The sequence below is a fragment of the Rhizobium sp. 01N48 genome, from assembly GCF_056399145.1.
The window spans coordinates 95,688-109,352 of record NZ_JBFTQT010000014.1 but is presented as its reverse complement, the minus strand read 5'-3'; the positions used below and the strand labels follow the sequence as shown (position 1 = coordinate 109,352).

Here is a 13,665-nt window from a genome sequence, read left to right as displayed (position 1 = left end):
AGATCCGCTATTTGATTATGCGTCTACTGATGCCGCCGCCGATCAGAGTTCGATATATCCTCGCATGGTCCCTATGGCGACGAACCCACCAGGCTTCCGCAATGAACTCACACTACAAAACACGCCATCAAACGCAACTGTAGTACTAGTCGCCGTTACCGGCATCGCCACCGCCGCTGCGGTCGCGCATATGGCGCCCACCTCCACCCTGCCAGCCACCATTCTGGTCGCCGTTGCGGCTATGCCACCCGCCACGATGCCCGCCCGAGCCGGCCCCATCGCCACCCCCGGCACCATCGCCGGCAGCGGACCCTGCCCCGCCGGACTGCGCCTGGCCATCATTCGCCGGTGAAGCACCGCCCTGCGGCCCGTCGTGACGCCCGCCATGCCCGTTGCGCTCGCCATTGCCGGCCTCGGATCGGCCCCCATGATCCCGGCCGCCATTGTCCCGGCGTCCATGATCTCGATCGGCATGATCGCGGCTTCCATCGCGCGCTGCATGATCCCGATTGCCCCGATCCCGCACAGCGTGATTGTCGCCACCACGATCGCGCGACCCCTCGTGCCGGTTGCCCCATTCGTCGCGCCGGCCATGCCCATTTTGACCGTTGTGATGCCCGCTGCGCTGACCCCAGCCGCCACCGTCATTGTGGCCATGATCCCCGTCGCGATCTCCGCCGCGTCCGCCCCAGTGATCGTGATCCCTGTCGCGATCATGATGGTGACGGCCCGGATGATGGTCATCCCTGTCGTGGTGATGCTTGTCCGGGCGATGATGATGCGGCTTATCCGGCTTATCCGGCTTTTGCGGTTTGTCCGGCTTCTGTGGCCGGTCCGGTGTCTTCGGCGGCGCCTCCTCCTGCGGTGGAAACAGCGTCGGCACCGGCGTGCTCTCGGCCGGCCGGTCCTGGCGCTCGGCGCGCATGCTGCGCAAGCCGCAGGTGGTGCGAATATTGCCGAGCGGGCCCGACAGTTGTTGATTTCCCGAAAGAAACGGCAGCGCCTTGTTGTTCCTCAGCGTCCTGAGCGTCGTCTCGTCCACCTTGCGCGGATCCGACACCCCGCCGCCGCGCGAGGCGATCACGCAGTCGCACTGCTCGCGTAGCTGCTTGCACCCGCCGGCGCCGCAAAATTGCGCCGAGCCGTTGAGAAGAACCATCGCCGTGGTGCCATTGGGCGCGACATAAACGTCGAATGCCGTGCCGCGCACGCCGATCGTTCCCGCCGGTGTCACGATCGAATAGGCCGATGAGGAGGAATTGCCGCTGATCCAGCGAAACGTCCCCTTCGCCGCCTTGATCGTCAGCTTCTTGACCGAATTGGCATCGTCATAGACGTAGCTGTCGATCACCACCGACGACCCGGCGCCGACGGCAAGCTTGGTACCATCCCGGAAGACGAATTGACCAAGCCCGCCGATCGAGGTGCGGATGCGTTCGTCGCGATGAACAGGGTCCTTGACCACCAGAGGCCCGTTTTCCCCAGCCACCTCTGTCTTGATGAGAGTCGCCTCGCCGACCGCAACCTCCGCGTACGCCGGAAACGGGAAACACAACGGAAAACACATGGACAGGCCGAGCATGGCGGCCAATGCATTACGCACACGCAACATCGCCCTTACCCTCAACAATACATTAAGTATATCACAATGTGTTGATGTATGTCGCCTTATCCACTTGTAGTAGCCAACCGCCAAAGCCGGGCACTACCGCGACCACGCGACACCGCCTCAGGCTCTTGACTTCGCGCACCGTTCGTCCGACTTCACTCCTGAGCAATCAAGGAGCATGACCATGACGGAAGCGGCGAAGAGCACCATCGACCAGAGCGAAGTGGACCGCTTCTCGGCCATGGCCGCCGAGTGGTGGAGCCCGACCGGCAAGTTCAAGCCGCTGCACAAGTTCAACCCCGTTCGCCTCGCCTATATCAGGGACAAGGCAGCCGAGAATTTCGGCCGCGATCCGCGCTCGGCCCGCCCGCTGGAAGGCCTGCGGGTGCTCGATATCGGCTGCGGCGGCGGCCTGTTGTCGGAGCCGGTCGCCCGCATGGGCGCGACCGTCATCGGTGCCGACCCGTCCGAGAAGAACATCGGCATCGCCTCGACCCATGCGAAGGCCTCGGGCGTGCCGGTCGATTACCGCGCGGTGACGGCCGAACAGCTGGCCGAGGCCGGCGAGACCTTCGATATCGTCCTCAACATGGAAGTGGTGGAACACGTCGCCGACGTCGATTTCTTCATGACCACCTGCGCGAAAATGGTCCGCCCTGGCGGCCTGATGTTCGTGGCAACGATCAACCGCACGATGAAGGCCGCGGCGCTCGCCATCTTCGCCGCCGAAAACGTCCTGCGATGGCTGCCGCGCGGCACCCACCAGTATGAGAAGCTGGTGCGCCCGGAAGAGATCGAAAAGCCGGTCACGGCAGATGGCTTGACGATCATCGACCGCACCGGCGTGTTCTTCAATCCGCTGTCCAACCAGTGGAACCTGTCGCGGGATATGGACGTGAACTACATGCTGCTCGCCAAGCGCGAGGCATAAGCGCACCCGCCAGCATTTCGCCTAGACTTTCAACATCCTGACATGCGCAAGCAGATCGGCTTGCGTCTCGGCGTTGCGCGCCGCCAGTTCCTTGACGCGGCCGCGGTCGATCTCGACCGCCGCCCCATCAGGCCCAAAGGGTATCTTGAAGGTGAAGGCCCGGGCGCTCGGCCCGTGATCAGCCAGATGTTCGAAGCGCTCGACGGCCTCCGCCCAATCAGGCCGATGATGCGGCCCCACCCACCAGAGAACGAGCGGCGGCCATGTTGGCTTGACGTTCCAGTTGCGCGCGTGCTTCAGCGCTTCGGCATGCACGCCGTCATAGCTGAACGCCATCAGCGATTCGATATCGGCCCAGAGCGAAAGGGACGATGGCGCGGTATCGAAGCCGCTACCCTCGATGAAACGCGGAAAGACCTGCGGCCCCCAGCTTCGCGCGCCCGGCTCGCCGGCATAGCCGGAGCGGCCGATGAAGCCGCGGGCGCGCCGCGCCGCCTCGAAATTGGCGGGCTCGCGCAGCCGAAAACCCTCGACGGCGTCGCTCTCGAAGGGCGCCACGTGCAAACCGAAGTTATACATCGCAAGGCGCGCTTCAGAACTCATACTAGTGCACGTCGTCGGGAAGCACGGGAAGGGCGGCGATCTCGATGCCTTCGTCGAGAAGCGCCTGCGCCTCATCCGGCGTCGTCTGGCCGATGATCCCGCGGGCATCGGCCTCGCCGTAATGGATCTTGCGCGCCTCTTCCGGGAAGCGTTCGCCGACATCTTCGGAGTTGGCCTTGATCGCGGTCACCGCCTCTTTTAGCTTCTGGAACGCCTCGCGGCGCACGGCATCCATGGCAACCGTCTGCATCTGATCCTTCTTGCGCGCGGTCGAGACCGACGGCGCCATCAGCACCTTGGAGACGGCGGCAGAATTGCAGGTGGGACAGGTGAGAAAACCGGACGCGACCTGGCGGTCGAAATCGGCGCTTTCAGAAAACCAGCCTTCGAACTCATGGGCATTGTCACAACGCAGCGAATAACGGATCAAGCGGCCACGCCTCCGGACACATCGCCGCCAACCGTCTCGATCGAGAACTCGCGGGCATTCTTCAAATTCGGGATCTTGTCGCGCGCGGCCTTCACGGCGGCCGGATCGATCTCGGCGATCACGATCGCCTCGCCGGTGCCGCCAGCGGATGCCAGGATCTTGCCCCAGGGATCGATGATCATCGAATGCCCAAAGGTCTCGCGCCCATCCTCATGCACGCCGGCCTGCGCGGCGGCGATCACGAACATGCCGTTCTCGATGGCGCGGGCGCGCAGCAGGATTTCCCAATGCGCCTCGCCCGTCTGGCGGGTGAAGGCGGCAGGCACCGTCATAACCTGCGCTCCGGCGACCGCCTGGGCGCGAAACAGCGCCGGGAAGCGAACGTCGTAGCAGATCGCAAAGCCCATCTCGGCAAATGGCAGCGACACGACACGCGCCTCCTGCCCCGGCCGATAGGCTGCACTCTCGCGCCAGCTCTCGCCATTGTCGAGATCGACATCGAACATATGGATCTTGTCGTAGCGGTTGAGGATCTTGCCATCGGGGCCGAAGAGATAGCCGCGATTGGCAAGCTTACCGTCAWCGAGCGCGATTGCGGTGGAGCCGACATGCACGTAAATCTGCAGTTCGCCGGCGAGTTCGCGCGCGGTGCGCACGATGATATCGTTGGCCTCGTCGCGCAGGTGCACCTTGCCGGCGGCACGGTCGCGCTGCAGCATCCCGGTCATCTCGGGCGTCTGCACATAGGTGGCGCCCGAGGCCGCGGCCTCGCGCACCAGCCGCGCCATGGCGGCCGCGTTGCGCTGCGGATCGGTACCCGAACACATCTGAATGGCGGCGGCCTTGAAGGTCATCGTCTTGTCCTAAGCGGCCAGCAGCGGGTCGAGCTTGCCCGCACGCTCCAGCGCATAGAGATCATCGCACCCGCCGACATGCTTGTCGCCAATGAAAATCTGCGGGAAAGTCGAGCCGCCATTGGCGCGCGCGATCATCTCGGCGCGGAAGGCCGGGGTAGACGTCGCATTGTGTTCGACGAAATCGACACCCTTCTCGGAAAGAAGAGACTTGGCGCGAACGCAAAAACCGCAGCCATCGCGCGTATAGATCGTAACCGGTACCATCGTAACTCCAGACAAGGCAGTAATCTCCCTGTCATATAGTTTCTGATAGTGCCCTTGCAAAGGTCAAAACCGTGATATCGGCCGCACCCGCGCGGCGCAGCACCCTGGCAGCTGCCGCCACCGTCGCGCCGGTCGTATAGACGTCGTCGACCAGCACCAGCCTCTTTCCGAACACATCGCCCTCGCGTCCCTTCGCGATCGCAAAGGCGCCGCGCACATTCTCCTGCCGCGCCTTGGCGCCGAGCCCGACCTGCTGGCGCGTGCGACGAACGCGCAGCAGCGTCGCCGACAGCAGCGGGCGTTCGGCCTGCTTCGCCATGTGGCGTGCCAACTCCGCCGCCTGATTGAATCGGCGCGACAGGATGCGGGTGCGATGCAGCGGCACCGGCACGATCGCATCGCAGCGCTCGACGGCGCCATCGGATGCCCTGAGCATCCACGCCGCCATCATCGGCGCCAGATCAGTGCGGTCGCGATATTTCAGCCCGTGTACGAGATTGCGCACCGCCTCGTCGTGAAAGGCCGCCGTGCGCAGCCGGTTGAACGGCGGCGGGTCGGCGATGGCGGCGGCGCTCAAAATGCCCGGGCCGAGATCATGCGAGAAGGGAATGCCGAGAACCTCGCAATAAGGCCGCTCGATGAAGCGCAGCGCCGACCAGCATTTTGGGCAGACGGCCCGATGCTGTCCCGTCGATACGCCGCAGACGGCGCAGGCGGGCGGATAGATGAGGTCAACCACAGCCGAGAGCGGACGCCTAAGCGCCCGGTCGATCCCCGCCAAACCTTGCCATCCGCTCAACCCCATGGCGAAACGATAGCGCATTTCGCGCAACAGGAAAATCGCCTTGCCGCCCCGGCCTCGCAGGATTATTGACGTCGGCATGGACATCATCTTCGATACATCAAGGATCGCGGCGAACCGGCACCGCGCGCTTCGCAACAGCGATCCGAAGGCAAGCTTTCTGCTCGATATCGCTGCCGACGAACTGGGCGAACGCCTCGCTGTCGTCGAGCGCACCTTCGAGCATGCCGTGGAACTGCATGGCGCGACCGGTTCGGCCGCCCGCGCCGCCAAGGCCACTGGCAAGATCGGCAGCCTCACCCGCGTCGAAAGCGAACAAGCCTACGCCACCTCCGACGATGCCTTCATCGAGGCGCCGCTGGAGATGGTTCCGCTGGAGCCGCAATCGGCCAATCTGGTGATCGCGCCCTTTAGCCTGCACCTGACCAACGACACGCCCGGCGTGTTCATCCAGATCCGCCGCGCGCTGCGTCCCGACGGTCTGTTCCTCGCCGCCATTCCAGGCTCCGGCACATTGCAGGAATTGCGCGAGGTCCTGCTCGCCACCGAGATCGAGATGACCGGTGGCGCCAGCCCGCGCGTCATTCCCTTCGCCGATGTCCGCGATGTCGGCGGCCTGATGCAGCGCGCCGGTTTCGCGCTGCCCGTCATCGATGCCGAGACCTATACGGTCCGCTACGATTCCATCTTTCCGCTGATGCGCGACCTGCGCGCCATGGGCATGACCAACCCGCTTGCCGAGCGCAGCAGCAAGCCTCTGACGCGCGCTTTCTTCATGCGCGCCGCCGAATTATACGCGGAGCGCTATTCCGATCCTGATGGCCGCATCCGCGCCACCTTCTCGATCATCTATGTGTCGGGATGGGCGCCGCATGAGAGCCAGCAGAAACCGCTGCGACCGGGATCGGCAAAGGTAAGGCTCGCCGACGCATTGAAGGTCGAGGAGCACAAGCTCAAGCAGTAGGGCTTTTTGCGAGCGCTAGCGCCGCTCAGGTCAGCGACGGTATCTTGCTTGCGATGTAGGTGAAGACGTTGTTCAGCGATCCGCTGAGCGCGCCGACGCCTGTGATGATCGCGGTAGCGATCAGGGCGGCGATCAGGCCGTATTCGATGGCGGTGGCGCCATTGCGGTCAGTGACAAATGCTTTCAGAAGTCTCGTCATTCGTCCCTCGTCGCTCGACATCACAGTCGATTTCTTTGCTTCGCCTCGGGCCCAAGGCCCTCAGCAGCCAACACCGCTTCCATAGCCCTGCACCACGCAGACGGAGCCCGGCGTATCCTGCAGCACGCTGCGACGGATCGTGTAGCGCTTGCCGTTTTCGCTCTTCGCGCCGTTCTCGCTCTTCGGGATCGAACCCGTCGTGATGGAATCGAATTCAGACGGCGCGCTGGCGAAAACGCTCGACTTCGACTTGTCGGCGAGCATCGGTGTCAGGATCAGCGTCAGGGCCACGACGGCCGTGCCGAACAGCAAGGCGATGTTCAGCGCCCCCGTCTTGCGCGAGGAAACCGAAGCCTGCTCTTTCTCCCGAACTGCTTTCCAGAAATCGTCGTCCATGCGTCAAGCCTTCTACACACACGCCAGTTGCTTGATTGAGGCCGATCTTTGCCAGAATCTGTTAAACGATCGATTAATATCCACAGCCAGATTGGCACAGAAAAAGTTATAAAATAGAAATTTCTAAAGTAGGTCCTGCAGGATGGGGATCAGCGGCTCATCGGCCGGGGGCATGGGATAATCGCGCAGCGCCTGCGGCTTCACCCACTTGATCGCCTGCCCTTCGCGGCCGACGGGAATGCCTTCGAAACGACGGCAGACGTAAAGCGGCATCAACAGGTGGAATTTCTCATACGTGTGGCTGGCGAAGGTGAGCGGCGCCAGGCACGCGACCTTGGTGGTGATCCCGAGCTCTTCGTGAAGCTCGCGCACCAGCGTCTCTTCCGGCGTCTCGCCCGGCTCCATCTTGCCGCCGGGAAATTCCCAGAGGCCGGCGAGCGATTTCCCTTCAGGCCGCTGCGCCAACAGGATGCGGCCATCCGCGTCTATCAACGCGCAGGCAACGACGAGAAGGATGCTGTGCCCGGTACCGCTCACGCTTGTCTCGCTCATCGGCAAAGATCCCGCCGCCAGTAGGAATAGCGATAGGCCTCGACGAAGCCGAGCCGTTCGTAGAGCGTGATGGCAGGCACGTTGCCGGTCTTGACCTGCAGCCAGGCCGAGCGGGCGCTGCGCATCCGCGCCCAGCGCAGAGCGGACGTCAGAATCTCGAGCCCGAGCCCCTCGCGCCGACGCGAGGGCGTGACTGAGAGCGACATGATGCCAGCGAGGTCATTGTCCTGCACGCAGAGCACGGTCGCCAGCGGCCCCGTTTCCGGATCTTCCACCATGAACAGGCCGGACGGTGGCTTGATCGCGTTGATGACTTCGGCGAGCGCCGGCTTCAGCTTCGTCGATACCTGGTCGGTCGCCAGATTGGCGTCCACGAAGCGGCTGATGTCATGCGTCGGCAAATGATCGAGCGTATCCGGCAGATCGGCATTGGCGAGATCGCAGGTCATGACGATGGTTTCGTCGAACGGCACCCAGCCCTCGGCCTTCACCAGATCGATCAGCACGGGCGAGGCCAGCGGCGTCTGCCGGAGCACGGCCGGGCGGCCATAGGCCTCGAACTTGCGGCTCGCCTTGGCAAGCCTGATCTCGACATCGCGATGATCGGACGGATCGAGCGGCACGATCGAGTTCAGCCGGTTGGACGGATGCCCCGCCGTCAGCCGCACCTGCCAGCTGCCGTCGTAAACAACCGACGAGGCAGGCCAGGCCCGGAAACCGACGGCTTCCAGCCTGCGCACGAGCGGCAGATTTGCCTTCTTGGGGAATGCTTCAGTCAATGAAAAATCAGCTCCGGTAGTCACCGTTGATGGCGACATACTCCTTTGTGAGGTCGCACGTCCAGACCGTTGCCGTGCCGTTTCCGAGGCCGATTTCGACCTTCACCGGAATGTCCTGCTTTTTCATGACGTTGGAGGCGGCCTCTTCCGAGTAGCCGGCATCACGTTCGCCGTTGACCGCAACGCGCACGTCGCCGAACCAGATGGCGAGGCGGTCGCGGTCGGCCATTTCGCCTGATTTGCCGACGGCCATGACGATGCGGCCCCAGTTGGCGTCTTCGCCGGCGGCCGCGGTCTTGACCAGCGGCGAATTGGCAATCGACAGCGCGATCGTCTTGGCGGCGGCATCGCTTTCGGCGCCCGTCACGGTGATCTCGAGCATCTTGGTGGCGCCTTCGCCGTCACGCACGACCTGCAGCGCCAGATCCTTGAGGACATCGTTGAGCGCGGCGCGGAACGACGAGAGGCGCGGATCGTCAGCCGTCTCGACGCGAACCTGGCCGTCTTCGGCGGCGGCACCCGTTGCAAACAGCATCAGCGTGTCCGAGGTCGAAGTGTCGCTGTCGACGGTCATCGAGTTGAAGGTCGGATCGACGCCGGCGGACAGCATCGCCTGCAGCGCTGCCGGCGCGATGTCGGCGTCGGTGACGACGAAGGAGAGCATCGTCGCCATATCGGGCGCGATCATGCCGGCGCCCTTGGCGATACCGTTGATCGAGACCGCAACGCCGCCGATCTCGGCCGTGCGGGTCGCGACCTTCGGATAGGTGTCGGTAGTCATGATCGCCTTGGCGGCCTCGAACCAGAAATCGCCAGTGGCATCCGAATAGAGCGCGTCGAGCACGCCGGAAAACTTGGTGGCGTCGAGCGGCTCGCCGATGACGCCGGTGGAGGCGAGGAAGATCTCGCTCTCGCTGCAGCCGACGGCGGCGGCAGCGGACTTGGCGGTGAGCGCAGTCGCTTCACGACCCTTCACGCCGGTAAAGGCGTTCGCATTGCCGGAATTGACGACCACGGCGCGCGCGATGCCGCCGGGCAGGTTGGCGCGGCAGAAATCGACAGGCGCCGACGGGCACTTGGAACGGGTGAAGACACCGGCAACGGCCGCCGGCTTGTCGAACACCATCATCAGGACGTCGGTGCGGTTCTTGTACTTGATCCCCGCCGAGGCGGTTGCCATGCGGACACCGCGCAGTGCTGGCATGGACACGAAGGTTTTGGGAGCGAGCGGGGAAACGGAACCGGACATGATCATCGACCTGGCATGAAAGGGGATACGGAAGGGCCCGGAAAAACCGGGCCCTCGATGGATAGTGTTACTGCTGAGCCGGCGCTGCTGCGGGCGCGTCACCCGGCTGCGGCTGCTTGTTGGCGTCGTCATAACCCTTGCGGAGCGCCTCGTCCGTGATGTCGATCTTGGACTTTTCCTTGGCGGTGGCGAGAAGCGCAAGATACTTGTCGCGCATGACGAGCTGACGAACCTGATCCTTGACCTGGTCGTAAGCCGGAGGAGCGGCGTCGCGCTTATCCTCGACGAGGATGACGTGGTAGCCGAAATCGGTCTTCACAGGGGTCTTGGTGTAGGCACCCTTGTCGAGCGCGAAAGCCGCGTCTTCGAATTCCTTGACCATGCGGCCCTTGGTGAAATAGCCGAGATCGCCGCCGTCAGCCTTGTTCGGGTCGGTGGACTTTTCCTTGGCGAGGTCGGCGAAGTTCTTGCCGGCGTCGAGCTGCTTGATGACGTCCTTGGCTTCGTCTTCCGTCTTCACCAGGATGTGGCGGGCGTGAACTTCTTCCTGCTTCGGAAGGGCTGCGACTTCCTTGTCGTAGCGTGCCTTGACTTCAGCGTCGGTCACGGTGTCGACGACGTGCTTCTTGAAGTAGGCATTGTGCAGTTCGCGATCGGCGAGGTACTGCATGCGCTTCTTGAACTCAGCCGACTGGTCGAGCTTTTCAGCGGCCGCGTCCTTGGCGAGCAGCTTCACGTCGATAGCGGCGGAGAGAGCTGCGACCTTCTTCTGGTCGTCAGGCAGCTGCGCCAGCTGCGGATCGAGGTTGGCGATCGCCAGGTCGAGTTCCGACTGGTGGATCTCGACATCGCCGACCTTGGCAACGACGGCGTCAGCGCCGTCCTGTGCCCGCACCGGCGCCTGGAAGGCGACGAACGTGGCGAGTGCCATCACGGCGATTCTGTTGTAGTTCAACATCAAACATTCCTTCACAGTTAACCCACCGGCTTCAACTTCTTGAATCCTGCCCTGAACAGGCATCAACACTGGAATGTGGCCTTTCTATATCAGCCAAATCCGTTGACATCATTCGACCCCCCTCTTATCTGTCACGCAACCTCGCGTCCAGAAAAGTTTCCTGGCGTTTCGATACGTGCGCCCGAAATTCGGCCGGGCCGCCCTTACGAGAAGCCCGGGATGAATATTCAGAAAGGACCAGTCGTATGGTCAGCTTTGGCGGCATCGCCCGCAAACTATTTGGCTCCGCCAATGATCGCCGCGTGCGGTCCTTCCAGCCGAACGTCGCCGCAATCAATGCGATTGAGGAAAAGACCAAGGCGCTGTCCGACGAACAGCTCGCCGCACAGACGGTGGAGTTCCGCAAGCTGCTCGCCGAAGGCAAGACGCTCGACGACATTCTCGTCCCGGCCTTTGCCGTCGTGCGCGAAGCATCGCGCCGCGTGCTCGGCATGCGCCCCTTCGACGTCCAGCTGATCGGCGGCATGATCCTTCATTCCAACGCGATCGCGGAAATGAAGACGGGTGAAGGCAAGACGCTGGTCGGAACGCTTCCCGTCTATCTGAACGCGCTGTCGGGCAAGGGCGTCCACGTCGTTACCGTCAACGACTACCTCGCCCAGCGCGACGCGGCCACCATGTCGCGCCTTTACAGCTTCCTCGGCCTGACCACCGGTGTCATCGTCCACGGCCTGTCGGACGAGGAACGCGCGGCGGCCTATGGCTGCGACATCACCTACGCGACCAACAACGAACTCGGCTTCGATTATCTGCGCGATAACATGAAGTACGAGAAGGGCCAGATGGTTCAGCGCGGCCACAACTACGCCATCGTCGACGAAGTGGACTCGATCCTCGTCGACGAAGCGCGCACGCCGCTGATCATCTCCGGTCCGCTCGACGACCGCTCCGATCTCTACAACACGATCGACACCTTCATTCCGCTGCTCGTCGAAAGCGATTACGAGATCGACGAAAAGCAGCGTTCGGCCAACTTCTCCGAAGAAGGCACTGAGAAGCTCGAAAATCTTCTGCGTGAAGCCGGCCTGCTCAAGGGCGCCGGTCTCTACGACATCGAGAACGTCGCGATCGTCCATCACGTCAACAACGCGCTGAAGGCCCACAAGCTCTTCACCCGTGACAAGGACTACATCGTCCGCAACGACGAGATCGTCATCATCGACGAATTCACCGGCCGCATGATGCCGGGCCGCCGTTATTCGGAAGGCCAGCACCAGGCGCTGGAAGCCAAGGAACATGTGAAGATCCAGCCTGAGAACCAGACGCTGGCGCAGATCACCTTCCAGAACTACTTCCGCATGTACGACAAGCTCGGCGGCATGACCGGTACCGCGCAGACGGAAGCGGAAGAATTCGGCAACATCTACGGTCTCGACGTCGTCGAAGTACCGACCAACCTGCCGATCCAGCGTATCGACGAAGACGACGAAGTCTACCGGACCTTCGAAGAGAAGTACAAGGCGATCATCGCCGAGATCGCGGATGCGCAGAAGCGCGGCCAGCCGGTTCTCGTTGGTACGACCTCGATCGAAAAATCCGAACTGCTCGCCGAACTGATGCGCAAGCAGGGCTTCAACAACTTCCAGGTTCTGAACGCCCGCTACCACGAGCAGGAAGCCTATATCGTCGCCCAGGCCGGCGTGCCCGGCGCGGTCACCATCGCCACCAACATGGCGGGTCGCGGTACCGACATCCAGCTCGGCGGCAACCTCGACATGCGTGTCGAGCGTGAGCTCGGCGAAGTCGAGGAAGGTCCGGAGCGCGACGCCAAGATCGAGGCGATCCGCGAAGAGATCAAGCAGCTCAAGGAAAAGGCGCTGGCCGCCGGCGGTCTCTACGTCATCGCCACCGAACGCCACGAAAGCCGCCGTATCGACAACCAGCTCCGCGGCCGTTCCGGCCGTCAGGGCGACCCCGGCCGCTCGAAGTTCTACCTCTCGCTTCAGGACGACCTGATGCGCATCTTCGGCTCGGACCGCATGGATTCGATGCTGACCAAGCTCGGTCTCAAGGAAGGCGAAGCGATTGTCCATCCCTGGATCAACAAGGCTCTGGAACGCGCGCAGAAGAAGGTCGAAGCCCGCAACTTCGACATTCGTAAGAATCTGCTCAAGTACGACGACGTTCTGAACGACCAGCGCAAGGTGGTCTTCGAACAGCGTCTCGAGCTGATGGAAGCAACCAACATTTCCGAGACCGTTTCCGACATGCGTCGCGAAGTGATCGAGGATCTGGTTCAAAAGCACATTCCCGAGCGCGCCTATGCCGAACAGTGGGATGCCGTCGGCCTCAAGGAGCAGGCCAACGCGCTCCTCAATCTCGACCTGCCGATCGAGGACTGGGTCAAGGAAGAGGGCATCGGCGAAGACGACATCCGCGAACGCCTGACGGAAGCGGCCAACGCCGTCTTCACCGAAAAGGCCGAGCGCTTCGGCGACGACATCATGCATTACGTCGAGCGTTCGATCGTCATGCAGACGCTGGACGCGCTGTGGCGCGAGCACATCGTCAATCTCGACCACCTGCGTTCCGTCGTCGGTTTCCGTGGCTACGCCCAGCGTGACCCGCTGCAGGAATACAAGTCGGAAGCCTTCGAGCTCTTCAACACGCTGCTCAACAGCCTCCGCCAGGCCGTCACCGCCCAGCTGATGCGTGTCGAACTGGTGCAGCAGGAGCAGCCGGAACCGCCGGCCATGCAGGCGCACCACATCGACCCCAATACCGGCGAAGACGAGTTCGGCTCGGTCTACCAGGCATCGGAAGTCATCGTTGCGCCTGAAAACCGCAACCCCGACGACCCCGCCACCTGGGGCAAGGTCGGCCGCAACGAGGTCTGCCCCTGCGGTTCGGGCAAGAAATACAAGCACTGCCACGGTGCCTTCGAGCAGGCCTGAGACCTGATCGAGACCTGAGATCGAAGCCCTCGCGACCTGGACGTCGCGAGGGCTTTTTCATGTGTGCGACCTGCAAATGAGCGGAACCCGCTCACAACTTCCAATTTCATGATCCGCT

At 62.9% G+C, this 13,665-nt stretch carries 14 protein-coding genes and 1 pseudogene; 3 read left to right on the top strand and 12 right to left on the bottom strand.

Annotation, left to right across the window (positions count from 1 at the left end; genetic code table 11):
* Positions 1-619: 619 nt before the first annotated feature.
* Positions 620-1,612, bottom strand: a pseudogene (locus AC1DOG_RS22290) (FecR family protein); the annotation flags it as partial.
* 181 nt (positions 1,613-1,793) lie between these two features.
* Between AC1DOG_RS22290 and ubiG the strand changes: the two are divergent.
* Positions 1,794-2,540 (top strand): bifunctional 2-polyprenyl-6-hydroxyphenol methylase/3-demethylubiquinol 3-O-methyltransferase UbiG, encoded by a 747-nt coding sequence (gene ubiG / locus AC1DOG_RS22285; RefSeq protein ID WP_289730214.1) that lies wholly within the window; start codon positions 1,794-1,796, stop codon positions 2,538-2,540.
* A gap of 21 nt (positions 2,541-2,561) precedes the next feature.
* Here the strand turns inward: ubiG and AC1DOG_RS22280 are convergent, their stop codons facing one another.
* Genes AC1DOG_RS22280 through AC1DOG_RS22260 form a run of 5 tightly spaced genes read right to left on the bottom strand, consistent with a single transcriptional unit; the run spans position 2,562 to position 5,499 of the window.
* Positions 2,562-3,143, bottom strand: a complete 582-nt coding sequence (locus AC1DOG_RS22280) for a DUF3291 domain-containing protein (RefSeq protein WP_477931106.1) — start codon at positions 3,141-3,143, stop codon at positions 2,562-2,564.
* A 1-nt stretch (position 3,144) separates the two neighbouring features.
* A complete protein-coding gene (locus AC1DOG_RS22275) occupies positions 3,145-3,573 on the bottom strand; it encodes a DUF1178 family protein (protein ID WP_018901536.1) in 429 nt (142 codons plus the stop codon).
* Complete coding sequence (locus AC1DOG_RS22270; protein ID WP_477931104.1) at positions 3,570-4,427, bottom strand: carbon-nitrogen hydrolase family protein; 858 nt, start codon at positions 4,425-4,427, stop codon at positions 3,570-3,572. Before AC1DOG_RS22270 ends, AC1DOG_RS22275 begins: the two co-directional genes overlap by 4 nt.
* A 9-nt stretch (positions 4,428-4,436) precedes the next feature.
* Complete coding sequence (gene grxC, locus AC1DOG_RS22265) at positions 4,437-4,694, bottom strand: glutaredoxin 3 (RefSeq protein ID WP_047508583.1); 258 nt, start codon at positions 4,692-4,694, stop codon at positions 4,437-4,439.
* 31 nt (positions 4,695-4,725) lie between these two features.
* Positions 4,726-5,499, bottom strand: a complete 774-nt coding sequence (locus AC1DOG_RS22260; RefSeq protein ID WP_477931115.1) for a ComF family protein — start codon at positions 5,497-5,499, stop codon at positions 4,726-4,728.
* A gap of 76 nt (positions 5,500-5,575) precedes the next feature.
* Between AC1DOG_RS22260 and AC1DOG_RS22255 the strand changes: the two genes are divergently transcribed.
* Positions 5,576-6,460, top strand: coding sequence for a class I SAM-dependent methyltransferase (locus AC1DOG_RS22255; RefSeq protein ID WP_477931102.1), 885 nt, complete (start codon positions 5,576-5,578; stop codon positions 6,458-6,460).
* 25 nt (positions 6,461-6,485) lie between these two features.
* Here AC1DOG_RS22255 and AC1DOG_RS22250 read toward each other — a convergent pair whose 3' ends face one another.
* From AC1DOG_RS22250 to AC1DOG_RS22225, 6 genes are all read right to left on the bottom strand, one after another.
* Positions 6,486-6,659, bottom strand: a complete 174-nt coding sequence (locus AC1DOG_RS22250; protein ID WP_018901531.1) for a Flp family type IVb pilin — start codon at positions 6,657-6,659, stop codon at positions 6,486-6,488.
* A 60-nt stretch (positions 6,660-6,719) separates the two neighbouring features.
* Positions 6,720-7,055: a hypothetical protein gene (locus AC1DOG_RS22245; protein WP_112982393.1), complete on the bottom strand. Its 336-nt coding sequence runs from the start codon at positions 7,053-7,055 to the stop codon at positions 6,720-6,722.
* A 123-nt stretch (positions 7,056-7,178) separates the two neighbouring features.
* Positions 7,179-7,607, bottom strand: coding sequence for an 8-oxo-dGTP diphosphatase MutT (mutT, locus tag AC1DOG_RS22240; protein WP_112434089.1), 429 nt, complete (start codon positions 7,605-7,607; stop codon positions 7,179-7,181).
* Positions 7,604-8,425 carry a GNAT family N-acetyltransferase gene (locus AC1DOG_RS22235; RefSeq protein ID WP_047508598.1) on the bottom strand — a complete coding sequence of 274 codons (822 nt, stop codon included), beginning with the start codon at positions 8,423-8,425 and terminating at the stop codon, positions 7,604-7,606. Before AC1DOG_RS22235 ends, mutT begins: the two co-directional genes overlap by 4 nt.
* Entirely contained in the window at positions 8,394-9,635 is a 1,242-nt protein-coding gene (argJ, locus tag AC1DOG_RS22230) for a bifunctional glutamate N-acetyltransferase/amino-acid acetyltransferase ArgJ (protein WP_477931099.1), read from the bottom strand. The genes AC1DOG_RS22235 and argJ overlap by 32 nt, the downstream gene beginning before the upstream one ends.
* 67 nt (positions 9,636-9,702) lie before the next feature.
* Positions 9,703-10,593: a peptidylprolyl isomerase gene (locus tag AC1DOG_RS22225; protein WP_477931097.1), complete on the bottom strand. Its 891-nt coding sequence runs from the start codon at positions 10,591-10,593 to the stop codon at positions 9,703-9,705.
* Between the two features lie 245 nt (positions 10,594-10,838).
* Between AC1DOG_RS22225 and secA the strand changes: the two genes are divergently transcribed.
* Positions 10,839-13,547, top strand: a complete 2,709-nt coding sequence (secA, locus tag AC1DOG_RS22220; RefSeq protein ID WP_477931095.1) for a preprotein translocase subunit SecA — start codon at positions 10,839-10,841, stop codon at positions 13,545-13,547.
* The last annotated feature ends 118 nt before the right edge of the window (positions 13,548-13,665 follow it).